Source organism: Kribbella sp. NPDC054772, assembly GCF_053611945.1.
The window spans coordinates 89,779-108,064 of sequence record NZ_JBSHBJ010000025.1; the positions used below are offsets into that span (position 1 = coordinate 89,779).

Here is an 18,286-nt window from a genome sequence, read left to right on the forward strand (position 1 = left end):
CCGCTCTGAGTGGTCCAGCTTTGAGGCCGTCCGGCCTCCCCGTCATCCGTTCCCGATGACGGGGAGGTTGCGGATGAACGGCGCGTTCCGCAGGTCGCCGAACGTCGGGCGCTGGATGTTCGGCGTCTGGATCGGTGTCCGCGCCCAGTCCGCTCCGGCGCCCTTCGTGGCCTCGTAGAACGTGATGCCGCCGATCGCCAGCAGGGCGACGGCGACGAGGGCGGAGAGCCAGTGCGGACGGAAGGTGTTCCGGGCCGCGATGTGCGCGCCGCGACGCAGCGAACTCCCGCCGGGGCCCCACCAGCAACAGAAGAGCGCGGTCAGCGCGGCGCTCGCGAAGCCGACGGCGGACAGTGGCTGCCAGTTCAGGTCGTACGTCGTGGCGGCCACGGCGGTGACGATGCCCCCGACGACGACCGCTGTGAGCAGCGGCAGGATCAGGCAGGGCAACGTGACGAGTGCCGACGTGACGAGCCGCAGCGGGCTGGCCGCCGCGGCCACGACGCCGTCGGACTTTCCGGATCGACCACGGACCTGACGGCGGCGCATCAGGGCGGTGCTCGACCGGTCGACGGTCCGAGCGAGGACCAGCAGTACTACTGCGACAGCTGAGCCGATCAGGGGAGTCAGCGCGATCAGTCCGGTCAGCGCGAACATGAAGCCGACAATGACCGCAGTACGGCGGCCAGTCGGGGGAGCCTTGACGGGCTGAGCCGGCGAAGGCTGGACCGGGTGCGACGGCTGTACCGGCGCCGGCGGACTAGCCTGCTGATACGGCTGCGGGTACTGCGGTTGGTAAGGGGCCGGCGGACCGCTCTGGTACGGCAACGGCATCCCAGCCGGTGCGGCCGCGTTCGGAGCCGGGCTGTACGTCGCCGGGTGCGGCGGCATCTCCGCGACCGGCTTCTTCGCCGCTGCGTTCCGGATCTTGTCCCGCATCGGGGCGAACGCCGACAGCGGTGGAATCACCGGAGGCACCAGCTGCGCCACCTCGGCCGGCGAGGGGCCAGCGGCAGCGGCCTCCGTCGGCATGAGCTTCGTCACCAACCTGGTCGGGGGTACGGCGGCCACGGTCGCGCCATCGGCTTCGGACTCAGCGTTGGACTCGGGTTCGCGCGGCGGGAGCGCATCGCGACCCTCGGAGTACCTGGTGAGGCCCGTCATGATCTCGTCCTGCGTCGGACGGTTCGCCTTGTTCGGCGCCAGCGCTGCGGCGAGCAGTGACTTCAGTCGCGGGTCCAGCCCGTCCAGGTCGGCCTGACCGGAGTGGACTCGGGCCAGCACCGCCTCGAACGGTCCCTTGCCGAACGGGCGCCGTCCGGTCGCGGCGAACGCCACAGTGGCCGCCCAGCCCCACCAGTCCGCGGACTCCGACACCATCTCGCCCTCGATGAGCTCAGGCGCGAGGTAACCCGGCGTACCGATCACCAGGCCGGTCTGGGTGAGTCGCAGGTCGTCGGCGGCCTGGGCGATGCCGAAGTCGATCATCACCGGCTTGCCGTTGCACATCATCACGTTGCCGGGCTTCAGGTCGCGGTGGATCACTCCGGCCGCGTGGATCGCCTGCAGCGACTCGGCCAGGCAGCCGGCGAGCGGCAGCCACTTGCGAGGGGTCAGCGGGCCGCGGTCGTCCACCTGCTCGTCCAGCGGCCGGCCCGGGACGAAGCGCGTGACCAGGTAGGGCCGTTCGCCCTCCAGGTCGTGAGAGAGGATGCCTGCCACGCCAGGGTGGCTCACCTTCTGCAGTGTGGTCGCTTCGCGCTGCAACCGCGCCCGCGCGATCGGGTCGTGGGCCACGTGCGGCCGCAGTACCTTCAGCGCGACCTCCTGGCGCTCGGGTCCTTCGGCCAGGTAGACGACCCCCATGCCACCCTGTCCGAGCCGCCGGATCAACCGGTACGGGCCGATCCGCTCCTCCACCTCCTCCTCGCGAGTGGAAGGCGGTCCCCCTGTGACTGACATGCCATCTACGGTACGTCGGCACCAGACCAACGTCTCGCGATGACCTCGGAGGTAATCGCCGGACTTCCTCGCAGCGCCGAAGCTGAACCCATGAACCAGCCAGCGAAGGCCTACGCGATCGCCTCCCTACGCCACGTCCGAAAGGGCGCCGCCATCGTCGAGTACCTCGAACGCATCGACGAGACACTCGCGCCGTACGACGGTCACTTCATCGTGCACGGCGCGACGCCGGAACAGGTCGAGGGCGAGTGGGACGGGACACCGATCGTGATCGAGTTCCCCGACTACGACCACCTCCGGGATTGGTACGACTCCCCGGACTACCGCGAGATCCTGCCGCTGCGCACCGAGAACTCCGACGGTGTGGTGATCTTCGTCGAGGGCGTCGATCGGACGCACAAGGCGACCGACGTATTGCCGTGATTCCAGAAGTTGTCCGGGGCGGGCTCTAGCATCGGGCCATGGATGTCGAGTTCGGTGGTGAGATCGTCGAGTGGCGCGGTCCGGCGCCGTACTATTTCGTCGCCGTGCCCGAGCAGGAAGGGCTTGCGCTGCGGGAGGCGGCCGCGGCCGCCAACTACGGGTGGGGCTCGATCCCGATCCGTGCCCGGATGGACGGCACCGAGTGGAAGACGTCGCTCTGGACGAAGGACGGCGGCTACCTGCTTCCGCTGAAGGATGCGGTCCGTACGCCCGCGGGACTGGGCGAGGGCGACCCTGTCGAGGTTCGGGTCACCTTCGACGCACCGCCTCGCGAGCGGAAGGCGCCGACCAGACGGGCACCCGTTCCGCGGGGATCGCGGGAGCCGGTCAGCGCCGAGCAGTTGACGATCGTTCCGGCCAACCAGGCGACTTGGCAGGACCTGCAGGCGGTGTTCAGCGCGAGCGGCGACACCGTGCGGTGCTGGTGCCAGCGGTTCCGGATGCTGCCCAAGGAGTCGTGGGCCTCCGAAGGTCCCGAGGAACTCGCCGCCCGGCTCCGGGACCAGACGGCCTGCGGCGACGGAAGTGCACGGGCCACGAGCGGCCTGGTCGCGTACCTCGACGGCGAGCCTGTCGGATGGTGCGCCGTCGCGCCGCGCGCGGACCATGCGAGGTTGCTCCGCGACGTCCGCATCCCGTGGCTCGACCGCACCGAGGACAAGACCGACCCCACAGTCTGGGCCGTGACGTGCTTCGTCACCCGAGCCGGTTATCGGCGACGAGGGATCGGCAGTGCGCTCGCTCGCGCGTCCGCCGATTTCGCTGCTGGACAAGGCGCCGGCGCGATCGAGGGCTACCCGGACTTCGTCGTCGGCGGCTCGGTCGGCACACTCGCGATGTTCGCCGACGCGGGTTTCGTAGAGGTCAGCCGACCAGGCAAGCGCCGCGCCGTACTGCGTATTGACTTCTGATCAACACGTTGGTCCCGTGGCCAGATCTTGGCGAACAGCGGCTTTGTGGCCACTGGCTGCCTCTCGCTCGCCCAGGTTGGGTGGGGGTATGCGAATCGAGATCTTGGTGTTCGACGGTGTGGACGAGATGGACGTGATGGGGCCGTTCGAGGTCTGGAGTCACGCGGCGCGCCGGCCGGAGTTCGACCTGGCGCTGGTGGGTCTGGACGGGCCGGCCGAGGTGACCGGTCTGCACGGGTTGCAGTTCAAGGCACCCGAGGGTCTCGGGTCGCCGGACGCGCTCTTCGTCCCCGGTGGTGGCTGGATGAACCGCGCTGAGCAAGGCGCCTGGGCGGAAGCGCGGCGTGGAGTGATGCCGGCCCGGATCGCCGAGCTCGCGCCGTCGCTGCAGTGGATCGGCTCGGTCTGCACCGGCTCGATGCTGCTCGCCGAGGCCGGGCTGGTGAAGGGCCGTCCGGCCACGACGAATCGGGGCGCCTGGACCGAGCTCGAAGCGTTCGGCGCCGACCTGAAGACGAACCGGGTCGTGGACGACGGGACGCTGATCACGGCGGGCGGGATCGACCTGGCGCTGCACGTGGTCGAGCGTGAGCTCGGTGCCGACATCGCCGACGGGATCGCGGGCGCCATGGAGTACGCCCGCGACCGCGACGTGTGGACCGCCGGCACTCACTAACCCCGGGCAACGCCCGCGACGCACGCGTGGCCGAGCGTGCATCGCGGGCGTTGCCCGGGGTTGGTGAGTGGCTAGAGTCCGCGAAGCTCCGGGTACGCCGCCGTCAGGTCGAGCGCGGTCGCGGCCTTGGCGCCGCGGGCGGTCTCGTCGGCGAGTACCTCGTACGCGCCGGCCTCGATGCCGTCTAGCGCGGCCTTGGCGATGTCCTCGGGGCGGGACTTCGGTGCGGTCACCGCGGTCGTCATGTCGGTGTCGACGTACCCCATGTGCAGGCCGGTGACGCCGATGCCGCGGTCGAGCAGTTCGAGGCGGATCGCGTTGGTCTGCAGCCAGAACGCCGCCTTGGTCGCGGAGTACGCGCCGTGGCGGGCGATCCAGGACAGCGCCGAGTGGGCGTTCAGGATGTGGCCGCCGCCGTTCCGCTCGATGATCGGGACGAAGGCCCGGGTGAGTTGCAGCGGGCCGAAGAAGTTCGCGTCGAACACCGCGCGGATCTCCCCGATCGGGGCGTCGAGGTAGGTGTCCGGCGAGCCGGCGCCGGCGTTGTTGATCAGGACCGTGACGTCCGGCGCGGCCTTCGCCAGCGCGTCGATCGAGGCCTGGTCGGTGATCTCCAGCGGCAGCGGGACCACGCGCGGGTCGTCGCTGGGCCGTGGGTTGCGGGCGGTCGCGTAGACCTTCGCGACGCCGCGGGTCAGCAGGTCGTCGACGATCGCCTGGCCGATGCCGCGCTGGCCACCGGTGACCAGGACGACCGCGCCTTCGAGTGCAGTCATGGGGGACTCTCCTTGAGATGGAAACCGATCCGTTTCCAATCACCGTAAACCGATCGGTTTCCGATTTCAAATCCAGCCGGTACTCTCGATGCATGAGTACTTCGGCAACTCCCCGTGAGCGGCTTCTGGACGCCGCGGGCGAGCTCTTCTACCGCGACGGCGTGAACATCGGAGTGGACGCGCTCTGCAAGGCGGCCGGGGTGTCGAAGAAGTCCATGTACCAGTTGTTCCGGTCGAAGGACGAGCTGATCGCGGAGAGCCTGGCGAGCCGCGGGCCGTCGTACCAGACGTTGCTGCGGCCGGGGGTGGAGGACGAGCGGTCGCCGCGCGAGCGGATCATCACCGTGTTCGAGCGGCAGGACGCGATGGTGGCTGACGGCAACTACCTCGGGTGCCCGTACGTGAGTACGGCGGTGGAGCTGAAGAACCCGGAGCACCCGGGATCGGTGGTGGCGCGGCACTTCAAGCAGCAGCTCACCGACTTCTTCCACCGTGAACTGGTCGCGGCCGGCGCGGAGGATCCGTCGACGCTGGCGATCCAGCTGACGATGATCTTCGACGGCGCGAGTGCGCGGGCGGTCGTCCGCGCGCAGCCGCTCGGCGGTATCGGTGCCGCCACCGCAGCCGCCCTGCTGGACGCAGCCGGCGTGCGGTCGGGCGAGCTCGCCCTGCGCTGAGCCTCCGTGGGAAAGGTCCTCACTTTGTTCCACTGACCTGGGACAACAGTGACTTTTGTTCCGATGTGAAATAAGCCTCGATGAACTGTTGACGGGCTTCGGCGGCCGTGTCCAGACTTTCGCAAAGACCCTGCGCTAGTGGGGTCGCGCAGTTGTCCTACCGCCCCCGAAGACAGGACACCGCCCATGCGAAAGAACCCTCTCGTCCTGGCCGCAGCATGTGCTGCGTTGGTTGCCGGGACACTCGGCAGTCCAGCACTCGCCGCCCCTAACGCGCCGGCGGCCGTCGATGCGCCGGCGACGTTCACCCATCCTGGCGTCGGCGTGAGCACCGCCCAGCTCGACTTCGTGCGCGCCAAGGTGCAGGCCCGCGCGCAGCCCTGGACCAACGCGTTCAACCAGGCGAAGAACAGCACGTACGCCTCGCTCTCCCGTACGCCGAAACCCCGCGCGACCGTGGAGTGCGGTCCGTACTCGAACCCGAACTACGGCTGTACCGACGAGCGTGAGGACGCGATCGCGGCGTACACGGACGCACTGCTCTGGTACCTCACCCGTGACGACCGCTACGCACAGAAGTCCATCGAGCTGATGGACGCGTGGTCGGCCACCGTCCGCGACCACACCAACAGCAACGCCCCGCTGCAGACCGCGTGGGCCGCGTCGTCGTGGCCGAAGGCCGCGGAGATCATCAAGTACAAGTACGGCAACTGGCCGAACGCCGGCCGCTTCGCCACGATGCTCCGTACCGTCTACCTGCCGAAGATCATCAACGGCTCGAACTCCAACGGGAACTGGGAGTTGAGCATGACCGAGGCGATCCAGGGCATCGGTGTGTTCCTCGAGGACAAGACCGTGTACGACAAGGCGATCGCGCTGTACCGCCTGCGCGTCCCGGCGTACGTGTACCTGGAGTCCGACGGTGCGCTGCCGAAGACGGTGCCGAGTCAGAACCTCAACACCCGCGACAAGATCGTCAGCTACTGGCAGGGTCAGGGGACGTTCGTATCCGGTCTGACCCAGGAGACCTGCCGCGACTTCACCCACACCGGCTACGGCATCTCGTCGATCTCACATGTGCTGGAGACGGCACGCATCCAGGGCGTCGACATGTACCCCGAGTTCGGTGAGCGACTCCGCCAGGCTCTGGGCTTCCAGTCGCGCTGGGAACGCAATCTGGAGCCGGTGCCGTCCTGGCTGTGCAAGGGCTCGGTGAACCGCGGACTCGGACCGATCACCGAGGTCGGCTACAACGCGCTGCACACCCGCTTGGGGATCGCGATGGCGAACACCCAGGCGCTGACCGAGTCCAAGCGGCCGGCCGGGTCCAACAACCTGTTCGTCGCGTGGGAGACGCTCACGCACGCAGAGAACCCGTCGTGACAGCAGGCGCACTGCTGGTCCGGGATCAGCAGTGCGCCTCGCCGCGCTTCCAGTACCCCTGGAACGAGATGGCCGCCTTCGGCATCCCCACCGCGTTCACCAGGTGCCGGCGTACCGCCTTGATCATCGACGACTCGCCGGCGACCCACGCGTAGTCAGGGTCGAACGGCAGCGCGGCTGACTTCAGCGCATCCAGCACGGAGCCATCGGTCACCCACGTCACATCAGCAGAGCCTCCGAGCGGCCGGATGTCAGCAGCATCCGGTACGGCGATGAACACCGTGGCCTGTACCGCCGCAGGGAGCTCCTCGAGGATCCCGGCCAGTGCTGGGAGCGCCGTCTCGTCCGCAACGAGGACGCGGCGCACGCTGGTCGCCGGCGGGACGTAGTCGACGCCAGAGTGCAGCAGGCCCTTCGTGCTGGTCGTGTCGACCGCGAACGGCAGCAGCAGGCCCACCTCGTCGCCTAGCTTCGCTTCACTCACCCAGGCCGACGCGGGTCCGTTCACCCCGTGCAGGACGAACTCGACGTCCAGCTCGGCCACCTCCGGGCGGAGCGCCCGCACGGTGTAGGTCCGCATGATGAACCGCTCTTCGACCGGCTGCGCGCACCACTCGGCGTACCACTCGGGTCCGGAGGGCAGTCTGATCGCAGTGCCGTTCGGCGGGGCGAGCAGGACCTTGATCCGCTGGTCCGGTCCGGCGGTGACCGACTCCGCGATCCGCGGTGCGACGAACGTCACGCGGCGCAGATGCGGGCTCAGGTCCTCAACGGCCGCCACGGTGGCGAGGAGCGAGTCGAAAACGATCGGCCGCTCGAGCACGGTAGTCATGCTGAGGTTTCTCCATAAACTCTGCAGGGGGACTCAGATGCGGACCCGAGGGCGGCCGGGGTACTCTGAGGCGTCTAGAGGTTAGCCTTACCTAAGAGGATCCCGAAAGTCCAATGCCCCCGCCCAGCACTGTCGCTTCCGCCGCGCCTGATCTCGAGTCCGCCCCCGCACGCCCGCGGCGCCGGTCCCGCCGGACGACGCTCGTCGGAGGACTGATCGGCTGCGTGGTCCTGCTGGCCCTGGTGTGCTTGCTGAGCATCGCGATCGGGTCCAAGCAGATCCCGTTGCCCACCGTGATCGATGCCCTGCGCCACTACAACGAGGCCAACACCGACCACGTGATCGTGCGGTCACTGCGCGTGCCGCGGACGCTGATCGGTCTGCTGGTCGGCGCGGCCCTCGGGCTGTCGGGCGCGTTGATGCAGGGCGTGACCCGCAACCCGCTCGCCGATCCGGGCATCCTCGGAGTCAACGGCGGCGCTGCGCTGTTCGTTGTCGGGGGCATCTACTGGTTCGGGTTGTCGACGCTGACGTCGTACGTCTGGCTGGCCTTCCTTGGTGCGGCCGCGGCGTCGGTCGCGGTCTACTTCCTCGGGTCGCTCGGTCGGGAAGGCGTGACGCCGGTGAAGCTCGCGCTCGCCGGTGCGGCGCTGACCGCGATGCTCGGGTCGCTGACCACGGCGCTGCTGATCGGTGACGTCGACACCTTCGACCAGTTCCGGTTCTGGTCGGTGGGGTCGTTCGCCGGTCGCGGGTCGGACATCGCGGCGCAGGTGGCGCCGTTCATCCTGGTCGGGATCGTGCTGTCGCTGTTCTGCGGACGGGTGCTGAACGCGCTGTCGCTCGGTGACGAGGTGGCGAAGTCGCTCGGCCAACGGGTCGGACTGGCCCGGTTGTTCGTCGCGGTGGTCGTCGTACTGCTGTGTGGCGCGGCGACTGCGGCGGCCGGCCCGATCGGGTTCATCGGCCTGACCATCCCGCACGTCGCGCGGCTGGTGACCGGCCCCGACTACCGGTGGATCCTTCCGTACTCCGCGCTGCTCGCGCCGATCCTGCTGCTCGGGTCGGACGTGATCGGCCGGGTCGTCGCGCTGCCCGGTGAGCTGCAGGTCGGCATCGTGACCGCGGTCCTGGGCGCACCGTTCTTCATCGCCCTGGTACGCCGCCGGAAGCTGGCCGATCTCTGATGACGACCGTCGAAGCAGCCCAGGTCATCGCGCGCGCCCGCGCGGCGCGGCAGGCCCGTACAGCCGTCGTCATCATCGTTCTCGCGGTGGTGGTGTTCGCGACTTTCTGCGTCTCGCTGTCGCTGGGTGACTTCAAGATCCCGGTGATCGACGTGGTCAAGACCCTGTTCGGTGGCGGCGACAAGGCCACCGAGTTCATCGTGAACCGGCTCCGGCTGCCCCGGGCCCTCACCGGTCTGCTGGTCGGTACGGCGCTGGGCCTGTCCGGCGCGATCTTCCAGAGCATCGCCCGCAACCCGCTGGCGAGCCCCGACATCATCGGCGTCACGTACGGCGCCAGCGCGTTCGCCGTGTTCGCGATCGTCACCCTGGGACTCACCGGGGTCGCGGTGTCCGGGATGGCGATCGTCGGCGCGGTGCTGACCGCTTTCATCATGTACGTGCTCGCCTGGCGGCACGGGGTGTCGAGTTACCGGTTGATCTTGATCGGGATCGGCATCGGGGCGATCGCGACCAGCATCACGTCGTACCTGCTGACCAAGGCCCGGGTGGAGATCGCGCAGCAGGCGCTGATCTGGATGACCGGGAGCCTGAACGGGCGCGACTGGTCGAACGTGCGGTCGCTCGCGATCACGTTCGTCGTACTACTGCCGTTCATGGTGTTCCTGGTGCAGCAGTTGCGGATCCTGCAGCTCGGGGACGAGACGGCGTACGGGCTGGGGCTGCGCGTGGAGGCGTCGCGGCTCGGGCTGATCGTGATCGCCGTCCTGCTGGCCGCGGTGGCGACGGCGGCGGCCGGGCCGATCGGGTTCGTGGCGTTCGTGGCACCGCCGATCGCGCGGCGGCTGACCCGGTCACCGGGGCCGGCGATGATCACCTCCGGGTTGCTCGGGGCGCTCGTCGTGGCGCTGTCGGATCTCGTCGCACAGCACGCGTTCGGAGACACGCAGCTGCCGGTCGGGGTGGTGACGGGTGTGGTGGGTGCGCCGTACCTGATGTTCTTGCTGGCGCGGGCGAACCGGGTCGGGAGTGGTGGCTGAGATGGAGGAGAAGTCTGTGGAGCACAGCCTGGCCGCCGAGGGTCTTGCCGTCGGATACGACCAGCGGGAGATCATCCACGACCTGTCGGTGCGGATCCCGACCGGGAAGATCACGGTCATCGTCGGCGCCAACGCGTGTGGCAAGTCGACACTGCTGAAGACCCTGGCGCGGTTGCTGAAGCCGTCGCGCGGGTCGGTGCTGCTGGACGGCAAGAGCATCCAGCAGATCCCTACCCGGGAGGTCGCGACGAAGCTCGGGCTGCTGCCGCAGTCGCCGACGGCGCCGGAGGGGATCACGGTCGCGGACCTGGTCGGTCGTGGGCGGTACCCACGGACGCGGTGGATCCGGCAGTGGTCCAAGGAAGACGACATGGCGGTCGCGGAGGCGATGACCTCGACGGACGTGCTGTCGATCGCGGACCGGCCGATCGACGAGCTGTCCGGCGGCCAGCGGCAGCGGGTGTGGATCGCGATGGCGCTCGCCCAGGAGACCGACATCCTGTTGCTCGACGAGCCGACGACGTTCCTCGACCTGACCCATCAGTTCGAGGTGCTGGATCTGCTGGTCGGCCTGAACAGGTCCGACGACCGGACGATCGTGCTGGTGCTGCACGACCTGAACCAGGCGTGCCGGTTCGGTGACCACCTGATCGCGATGAAGGACGGCGCGATCGTTGCCGAGGGCAACCCATCGGAGGTGATCACCGAGGACGTGGTCCAGGACGTGTTCGGGCTGGCGGTCAAGGTCGTGCCGGACCCGGTCGCCGGTACGCCGATGGTCGTCCCGATCGGGCGGCACACAACCCGCTCACAGGACGCTGCCGAAACGTCGTCCGAGGTGAATGGTGTAGCAGCGGCCAGTCCCGCCGCCGCGGCGCTGGCTGCTAGCGCGGCGGCGAACGGGATCTGCCGCCCGACCGACCGCTAGCTGCCGTACGCCGGTTGTCCACAGGTCCTGGGGATCGGGCTCGGTTTCGTCGGTGCGGGTGGCTATCGTGGCCGCCATGTTGTCCGAGCTCGGGTATCACCGGTCCGTCCTGGCGGTTGTCCGCCGGGTGGACGAGCCTGCCTGGGCGGCATTGCGCGGCGGTCCCGAGGGTTCACTCGACGACGTCCTGTTGCGGAACGCGTACCGCTTGGAGCCCGATGCGCACCCGGCGGTCTTCCGGGCCGGGCAGCGCGCGGCGCGGGCCCTCGAGCTCGACGAGGACATCGACTACTTCCAGGTGAGCGGCGACCCGAACGCGGCGTACCTGCATCAGGCCGGCAAGGCGGTCATCCTCTTTCAAGGGGCGCTGCTCGATCGGCTCGACGAGGACGAGTTGACCGCCGTGATCGGGCACGAGCTCGCGCACCGGTTGCTCTGGCAGGCGGAAGACGGCGGGTACCTCGCTGTCGACCGACTGCTCGACGCGGCGGTGGGTGATGCGCGGACGCCGTCGCAGTACCTCGAGACGCACCGGCGCTGGTCCCTCGCCACGGAGCTCTTCGCGGATCGAGGGGCGCTGACGGCGTGTGGTGATCTGAGTACGACGATCCGTGCGCTGCTGAAGCTGGAGACGGGGCTGAGTACTGCGGACCCCGCGGCGTACCTGCGGCAGGCGGAGTCGCTGGATCTCCGGTCGGGGAGTCGCGGGACCACGCACCCCGAGGCGGTCGGGCGCGCGTGGGCGCTGAAGAACTGGGTCGACGGCGAGGATGTCGAGGCGCTGGTCACCGGGCCGCTCGACGTGGACGCACCGGACCTCCTTGATGCTGTGTTGCTGCGGGAGCTCAGCCGAGATTTCGCTGCGGCGATCGCGCACACCGAAGGCCTGCGAACCGACGCAGTGGCGACCGCAGCCGCCGGCTTCAGCGATCAGCCAGAGACACCCCCAGGAAGACCGACGCGTTTCGATGAGCCGCTGAGCGTGCGTCCGGTGGACGGTGCGCCGATGCCGCGCCCACGTCCGCTCGCGGCGGCGACCACGCGGTACCTCTGTTATCTCCTGCTCGACCTCGCCACGGCCGACCCGGACGCGGGTGACGACGGGTTGATCGCCTCACTCGCGATCGCGCGACGCTCCGGCCTGACCGGGTACGTCGAGATCGCGGACGACGAGCTCGGGTGGAGCGACAAGCAGCGGGCGAAGTTCGTGCAGGCGGCGGAGGTGGTCGGATGAGCGCGGAGGATCTCGTCGCGCTGGCCGTCTCGCAGGGCGGGCTCGGCAATGACGCGTTGCTCGCGGCGGTGCTGCCGCTGTTCCACGAGACGGCCGCTGTGCACGAGCGCGGACTGGTCGCGCCGTTGCGCGGGCTGGATCGGATCGCGGTCGACGACCAGAACCGTCTCGGCTTCGCGCCCGAGGACGCCGGCCGACCAACCCTCGCCACTCACGAGGTCGATGTCCGTCAGGGCAAGCGTCCGACCGCGGTCGAGGTGGTGGCGCACCGGCAGGCCTCGTACGACCTGGGGGAGAGTGGCGGCGGCGAGGCCACGGTCGTCCCCGAGCCGGTTCCGGAAGCGATCACGGCACCGACGCTGGTGGCCGGCTGGCAGAGCTGGGAGCACGTCGTCGGTCACCACGACCAGCTCACCGACATCTTCAGCCTCGGGCAGCTGCTGCTCGCGCTGGGCTGCGGTCTCGATCTGTCCCGGACGGCGGACGTCGCCACCCTGATCGATGCCCGCGGCAACTTGTACCGCCTGGACCCGGACCTGCATCCGGTGATCGTCTCGGTCGCCGCGCAGATGGCCGAGCCGGATCGGCACCGCCGCGCGCAGGACCTGCACTCGCTGATCGAGCAGCTGGAGAACTACCGCGACCAGCCGCTCGACTTCGATGTCGAGGCGATCGTCCGCGGCGCCGCCGACCGGCGTACGGCGGTGCTCGGTGCGCTGCGCGACCGGCTCTTCGACCTCTCGCGGCGGAACCGGCTGATCAACTTCCGCCCGACCGCGCAGACGCTGAACGTCACCGAGGTGTCGGTGCCGCTGATGCTCGACGTCCGAACGATCCGCTCGGACCAGCTGTTCACCTGGCGGGACGAGCTCGCCGAGCAGCTCCTGAAGAAGGCGCAACCCCTGGGCAAGTGGATCCGGTACGACGAGGCGCCGTACGCCGCAAACACCTTGGACAAGCTGATCTCGACCGCTCGCCGAGACCGGGCGGACTACGGGCAGGACCAGTTGCGGCTGGTGCCGGCGTTCCTGCGCTGGCACGACCTGAAGAACGACCGCGACACCCGGCTCGCGTCGCCGCTGGTGCTGGCGAAGGTGGAGCTGACGAAGAAGCGCGGCGTCCGGGACTCGTACACGCTGCGGGTCACGGATCCGATCGCGGAGGTGAATCCGACGCTGCGGCACAGCCTGCGGCAGCTGTACGGGATCTCGCTGCCGGAGACGGTCGACCTGTCGGCGCCAGGTGCGTTGCGGGACTTGCACGAACGGCTGGCGAAGGAGATCCAGGCGACCGAGCCGGGGTTGCAACTGCACCTGCGGGAGAAGCCGCGGATCGATCTGGTCCGGCAGCGGGCGATGACACGGTTGCGGACGTACAACCGGCGGCGGCGTGGGAACGTCGCGACGGGGTTCGGCGGGAAGCAGTACCCGTACTCCTATCGGCGGTCGGACTATCAGCCGCTGGGTGTACAGATCTTCCGCACGCAGATCGCGCAGCAGACTCTGCCGCTCGGGATCACGCTCGGCGCGGAGCCGCGGCGGCCGGGAGCGCTCGAGACCGACGTGTACTCGATCGACACCGAGGGCGGGCCGTACTCCTGGGACGTCGACCTGTGTGCGGTCTCGCTGGCGAACTTCAACTACCGGACGTTGGGGCTGGTCCGGGACTACGACGAACTGCTGACGACCGGTGAGTCCGCGGCGTCCTTCGACCACCTGTTCTCGGACCGGCCACGGCCCGTAGGGAGTTCGCTGCCTGAGCTGCCGCCCGCCGATCGGCATCTGGTCGTGCCCGCGGACGGCTCGCAGGTGGCCGCGATCGCACGGGCGCGGCGCGGCGAGAGCTTCGTGATCCAGGGTCCGCCGGGGACGGGGAAGTCGCAGACGATTACGAACCTGATCGCCGATTTCGTGGCGCGTGGGAAGCGGGTGTTGTTCGTCTGCCAGAAGCGAGCGGCGCTGGACGTGGTCCATGCACGGTTGGCGAGCCGGCGCCTGGACGGGTTGTGCGCGCTGATCCACGACTCGCACGGCGACAAGAAGGCCTTCGTACATGGGCTCCGGGAGACCTACGATTCCTGGCTGTCGGCCGAGGACGACCTGGATGCGTTGACCGCCCGCCGCGCCGACCTGATCGCTCGCGTCGACCGGCTGCTCGCAACGGTCGATGCGTTCGAGGACCAACTGGCTGCCGGTACGCCGCGACTCCGCGACCTGATCAACCGCTTGGCCGCGCTGCACGACCACACCTGGGTCCCACCCGACGACGCTCCCAGCCTTCCGAGCGTCGCGGAGTGGTGGGAGGCGCACGATGGCGTGCGGGAGGTCGCGCATGCGTTGGCAGCGGCTGATCCGTCGACCGGTGGTGTGCTGGCGCGGAGCCCGCTGGCGTTCCTCGCGCGCTGGGACGACTCCGATCTGTCCGGCGCGGCCCGCGAGCTCCGGGCGCGGTGGGATGCCGTCGCGAACGCAACGGATTCGGAAACCACAGCCGTGCGTGAGGTCCGTGCGCACGCCCAGCTCGGGCGGTTGCTCGAGCCGCTCGCGGCCCTGGACCGCCTGGAGGCGATCGTTCCGCGGTCGGACGTGGCTCGCGAGCTGGCGGCTGCCGCGGCCGAGCGGAAGAAGCTGGTCGCGGCCGAGCGGGCCGCTTGGAAGGAGGCCGCGGGCTGGCAGGATCCGCTGGCGCCGGCCGATGCCCGATCCGCGCTGAAGGTTGCGCAAAGCAAGGAAGGTGGCACGTTCTCGTTCCTCAGCGGTGACTGGCGCCGGGTGAAGAGTCTGGTCCGCTCCCGATTCGACAGTGCGTCGCGTTCGGTGCAGCCGTCCGTCACCGAGATCCTCACCGACCTGGTCGCCGCGCAGTCCGCGTCCGCGGCCGTCGAGCAGCATGCCGAGCAGACCCGTCACGACTGGGCCACCGACGACCCGCGTGAACTGATCGACGACCTCGCCGCCGCCCGCAAGAGCATTCCCGACTGGCGCTTCGCGCTCCGCGACGGCGCCGCGGCCGAGCTGGCCCGTCTCGCGGACGCCGTCGACGACGCCACGGAGGTGACCCGGGATCTGCTCGCCGATCACTGGGAGACGCTGACCGTCGACGGTCTCCGTGACCTGGCCGATCGGCTGGCCTCCGCGAGCCCCGTCGTACGGGCGGTGGGGTCCAGGCTTCGGGAGTTGACTTCGCCGGCTGTGGCGTCGGCGCTGCGCCGGTTCGACGCGACGCCTGACCAACTCGAGTACGCCGTCTGCGCTGCGGAATGGGAGCGGGCCAGGTCGGCCGCGGCTCTGCAACTGTCCTCGGAGCGGGTCGACGCGATCGTGGGCGAATTGAGCATGGTGTACGACGACCTGACCGAGCTCAACGCCGAGGTGGTGGTCGCGCAGGTGCGCCGGCGGTTCCTCGCCGAGGTCGGGCACTCCGAGCGCAGCGTGACCGGGATGTCGCCGGAGGAGCGCGAGCGGAAGAAGACGTTCGCGACCGGGCGTCGCGAACTGGAGCACGAGTTCGGCAAGGTCATGCGGTACCGGTCGATCCGCGACCTGGCGTCCGGCGCGCCGGGCGAGGTGGTCTCGGTGCTGCGCCCGGTCTGGCTGATGAGCCCGTCCTCGGTCTCCGACACGTTGCCGCTGACAACGTCCTTCGACGTCGTGGTGTACGACGAGGCGAGTCAGATCCCCGTGGAGGAAGCGATCCCGGCGCTGCATCGCGCGCCGCAGACGATCGTCGTCGGTGATCAGATGCAGCTGCCGCCGACGCAGTACTTCCGGGTTCGGGACGAGCAGGTGGAGGTCGACCTCGACGACGAGGCGGCCGAGCAGGTCGGCATCGCGCTGACCGAGGACAGTTTCCTCTCGATCAGTGCGCTGCGGCTGGCGTCGACGATGCTCACCTGGCATTACCGGAGCCGGTCGGAGGCGCTGATCTCGTTCAGCAACTCGGCCTTCTACCAGGGCAAGCTCGCGACGGTTCCCGATCGGTTGCCGCCGCACACCGCGCCGCCGTGGACGCTGCGGTCCGATTCCCCGGTGTCCGAGGTGTGCGACAGCGTGCTGGCAGGGAGCATCACCGCGGTCCGGCTCGTCGACGGGGTCTACGACCGGCGGACCAACCCGGCCGAGGCCCGGTGGATCGCTGCGCTGGTGCGGGACCTCCTGGCTCGGGAGACCGGCAAGAGTCTCGGGATCGTGGCGTTCTCCGAGGCCCAGCAGGGGGAGATCGAGCAGGCCCTCGACGATCTCGCGGACGGCGATCCGGCGTTCGCGGCGGCGTACGAGGCGGAGCAGGTGCGGACGCACGGCGAGCAGGACGCCGGGTTGTTCGTGAAGAACCTCGAGAACGTGCAGGGCGACGAGCGCGACATCATCCTGATGAGCGTCTGCTACGCCGCCGGTCCGGACGGCCGGATGCTGATGAACTTCGGCCCGATCAACACCTCGGGCGGCGAGAAACGGCTGAACGTCATCTTCAGCCGGGCGCGCGAACACATGGTGGTCGTCAGCAGCATCGAGCCCGACGCGATCACCAACACCTACAACGACGGGGCCAACACGCTGCGCCGGTTCCTCACGTACGCCGCAGCGGTCTCCCGCGGCGACAGCGTGGCGGCGAAATCGGCGCTGACGTCGTACAGCACGAAGTCGTACGGCACGAAGACGCCGGCGCGCGCGAAGACATCGACCGCGGTGGTCGATCAGCTCGCGGCGGCGCTGGAGGCGCGCGGTGTCGAGGTGGATGCCGCCGTCGGCGAGTCGGTGTTCCGGTGTGATCTCGCGCTGAAGCTGCCGGACGACGACGGCTATCGGCTCGCGATCCTCGTCGACACACCGGATCGCGTCGCCGCCGACACGCTGCTCGAGCGGCTCACCACGCACCCGAGCGTTCTGACGACCACCGGCTGGCGGGTCCACCATGTGCTCACCACGGACTGGACCCGCTCACCGGAGACCGTCATCTCACATCTCCTCGACGCCCTTCACCGACCTGTCGACTGACCGATCAACAGCTTGGCGGCCACGGTCGCTCCGTCGGTCTTGATCTCGCCGCCCACCGTCTCGGCCCGCGACCGTGTTTCCGGACTCAGAGCGATCCCGAGCGCAGCAGCCAACGACTCAACGGTCGGCGCCGAGCGCTCGTGTGCGGCGCCGATCCCCAGCGCGGCGATCCGCGACGCCCAGTACGGCTGATCAGCAATCAGCGGTACGACGACCTGCGGCGTACCGGCCCGCCCGGTCGTTGTCGTCGTACCCGCACCGCCGTGATGCACCACCGCCGCGACCCGGGGGAACAGCGCCTGCTGGTTGATCTCGCCGACGACGAAGCAGTCCTTGCCCTCGTCCGCGAGGTCCAGCCCCGCCCAGCCGCGGCTCAGCAGAACACGCCGGCCGTGCGCGCGACACGCCTCGATGGCCAGCTCGGCGATCCCCTTCGGCGCGTACGCGGCCATGCTGCCGAACCCGACGTACACCGGTGGAGCGCCGGCCTCGAGGAACGCCTCCACGTCCCTGGGCAGCGGGCGGTCGTCAGGCAGGATCCACGCACCGGTCTGTACGACGTCGAGCTCGGTCATGCCCTTCGACGGGCAAAGCGTCGGATCCGCCGCGAGCCACGGGTGATCGGTCAGCACGTAGTCCCGCACGTTCTCGACCGGCGGTAGACCGATCGTGGCCCGCTGACTGTTGAGCGCCGGCCCGTACAAGGCGTTCACGCGTTCGGCATCGTGTTCCCACAGCACCCGCCGGTCGGTCTCGCCCTCCGGTGACGGCGTCCCCGGACGCGCGCCCGGCGAGAAGTGTTGCGACGGAATACCGCCCAGGTGGAAGCAGGCGAGGACGTAGTCGATGCCGAGTTTGTCCGCCACGTCCCGGGCGCCGGCCGGCATCAGGCCGGTCGCGACGATCGCATCAGCACCCTGCGCCACGGTGCCGAGTGTCTCGAACCGCGCGGCGACCAGCCGTGGAGCCAGCTCGAACGCGGCCTGCCCCGACGGTGGCTTCGGCGCCGCGATCACCGACTTCACCGACGGCCCGAGCGGCACCATCGGTACGCCGGCCCGCGCCAGCAACGCCTCGAAATCCTCGTCCGGTGGCGCGCACACCGTAGCCTCCGCGCCGAGTTCCCGCAGCGCGACCGCGAGACCCGCCAACGGCTCCACGTCTCCGCGCGAACCCCAACTTGCCAACACACAACGCACAGAT

At 69.4% G+C, this 18,286-nt stretch carries 14 protein-coding genes; 10 read left to right on the forward strand and 4 right to left on the reverse strand.

All coding sequences use genetic code 11. The annotated features are described in order from the left end of the window. Window positions 1-42: 42 nt before the first annotated feature. Window positions 43-1,962 carry a serine/threonine protein kinase gene (locus ACWGID_RS30280; protein ID WP_452202286.1) on the reverse strand — a complete coding sequence of 640 codons (1,920 nt, stop codon included), beginning with the start codon at window positions 1,960-1,962 and terminating at the stop codon, window positions 43-45. Window positions 1,963-2,052: 90 nt separating this feature from the next. On the opposite strand from ACWGID_RS30280, the gene ACWGID_RS30285 reads away from it, so the two are divergent. From ACWGID_RS30285 to ACWGID_RS30295, 3 genes are all read left to right on the forward strand, one after another. Beyond that, window positions 2,053-2,385 (forward strand): DUF1330 domain-containing protein, encoded by a 333-nt coding sequence (locus ACWGID_RS30285; protein WP_452202288.1) that lies wholly within the window; start codon window positions 2,053-2,055, stop codon window positions 2,383-2,385. A gap of 38 nt (window positions 2,386-2,423) precedes the next feature. Next, window positions 2,424-3,356, forward strand: a complete 933-nt coding sequence (locus tag ACWGID_RS30290; protein WP_452202290.1) for a GNAT family N-acetyltransferase — start codon at window positions 2,424-2,426, stop codon at window positions 3,354-3,356. Between the two features lie 88 nt (window positions 3,357-3,444). Beyond that, window positions 3,445-4,032: a DJ-1/PfpI family protein gene (locus ACWGID_RS30295; RefSeq protein ID WP_452202292.1), complete on the forward strand. Its 588-nt coding sequence runs from the start codon at window positions 3,445-3,447 to the stop codon at window positions 4,030-4,032. A 71-nt stretch (window positions 4,033-4,103) separates the two neighbouring features. On the opposite strand, the gene ACWGID_RS30300 is transcribed toward ACWGID_RS30295, so the two are convergent. Beyond that, window positions 4,104-4,808 carry an SDR family oxidoreductase gene (locus ACWGID_RS30300; protein WP_452202294.1) on the reverse strand — a complete coding sequence of 235 codons (705 nt, stop codon included), beginning with the start codon at window positions 4,806-4,808 and terminating at the stop codon, window positions 4,104-4,106. 92 nt (window positions 4,809-4,900) lie between these two features. Between ACWGID_RS30300 and ACWGID_RS30305 the strand changes: the two genes are divergently transcribed. Both ACWGID_RS30305 and ACWGID_RS30310 read left to right on the forward strand, forming a co-directional pair. Next, window positions 4,901-5,485 (forward strand): TetR/AcrR family transcriptional regulator, encoded by a 585-nt coding sequence (locus ACWGID_RS30305; protein ID WP_452202296.1) that lies wholly within the window; start codon window positions 4,901-4,903, stop codon window positions 5,483-5,485. A 186-nt stretch (window positions 5,486-5,671) separates the two neighbouring features. Beyond that, window positions 5,672-6,868, forward strand: coding sequence for an alginate lyase family protein (locus ACWGID_RS30310; RefSeq protein ID WP_452202298.1), 1,197 nt, complete (start codon window positions 5,672-5,674; stop codon window positions 6,866-6,868). A gap of 25 nt (window positions 6,869-6,893) precedes the next feature. On the opposite strand, the gene ACWGID_RS30315 is transcribed toward ACWGID_RS30310, so the two are convergent. After that, the gene (locus tag ACWGID_RS30315) at window positions 6,894-7,700 is read right to left on the reverse strand and encodes a siderophore-interacting protein (protein ID WP_452202299.1); all 807 of its coding nucleotides are present in this window, start codon (window positions 7,698-7,700) and stop codon (window positions 6,894-6,896) included. Window positions 7,701-7,813: 113 nt separating this feature from the next. On the opposite strand from ACWGID_RS30315, the gene ACWGID_RS30320 reads away from it, so the two are divergent. The 5 genes from ACWGID_RS30320 to ACWGID_RS30340 all read left to right on the forward strand — a co-directional run bounded on the left by ACWGID_RS30320 (window position 7,814) and on the right by ACWGID_RS30340 (window position 17,083). Further along, the gene (locus tag ACWGID_RS30320; protein ID WP_452202301.1) at window positions 7,814-8,887 is read left to right on the forward strand and encodes a FecCD family ABC transporter permease; all 1,074 of its coding nucleotides are present in this window, start codon (window positions 7,814-7,816) and stop codon (window positions 8,885-8,887) included. Beyond that, complete coding sequence (locus ACWGID_RS30325) at window positions 8,887-9,927, forward strand: FecCD family ABC transporter permease (RefSeq protein ID WP_452202303.1); 1,041 nt, start codon at window positions 8,887-8,889, stop codon at window positions 9,925-9,927. The genes ACWGID_RS30320 and ACWGID_RS30325 overlap by 1 nt, the downstream gene beginning before the upstream one ends. 1 nt (window position 9,928) lies before the next feature. Then, the gene (locus ACWGID_RS30330; protein ID WP_452202305.1) at window positions 9,929-10,855 is read left to right on the forward strand and encodes an ABC transporter ATP-binding protein; all 927 of its coding nucleotides are present in this window, start codon (window positions 9,929-9,931) and stop codon (window positions 10,853-10,855) included. Window positions 10,856-10,931: 76 nt separating this feature from the next. Further along, a complete protein-coding gene (locus ACWGID_RS30335) occupies window positions 10,932-12,089 on the forward strand; it encodes a M48 family metalloprotease (protein ID WP_452202307.1) in 1,158 nt (385 codons plus the stop codon). Then, window positions 12,086-17,083 (forward strand): AAA domain-containing protein, encoded by a 4,998-nt coding sequence (locus tag ACWGID_RS30340; RefSeq protein ID WP_452202309.1) that lies wholly within the window; start codon window positions 12,086-12,088, stop codon window positions 17,081-17,083. The genes ACWGID_RS30335 and ACWGID_RS30340 overlap by 4 nt, the downstream gene beginning before the upstream one ends. Here ACWGID_RS30340 and ACWGID_RS30345 read toward each other — a convergent pair. Beyond that, complete coding sequence (locus tag ACWGID_RS30345) at window positions 17,065-18,243, reverse strand: glycosyltransferase (RefSeq protein WP_452202311.1); 1,179 nt, start codon at window positions 18,241-18,243, stop codon at window positions 17,065-17,067. The genes ACWGID_RS30340 and ACWGID_RS30345 overlap by 19 nt on opposite strands. Window positions 18,244-18,286 lie beyond the last annotated feature (43 nt).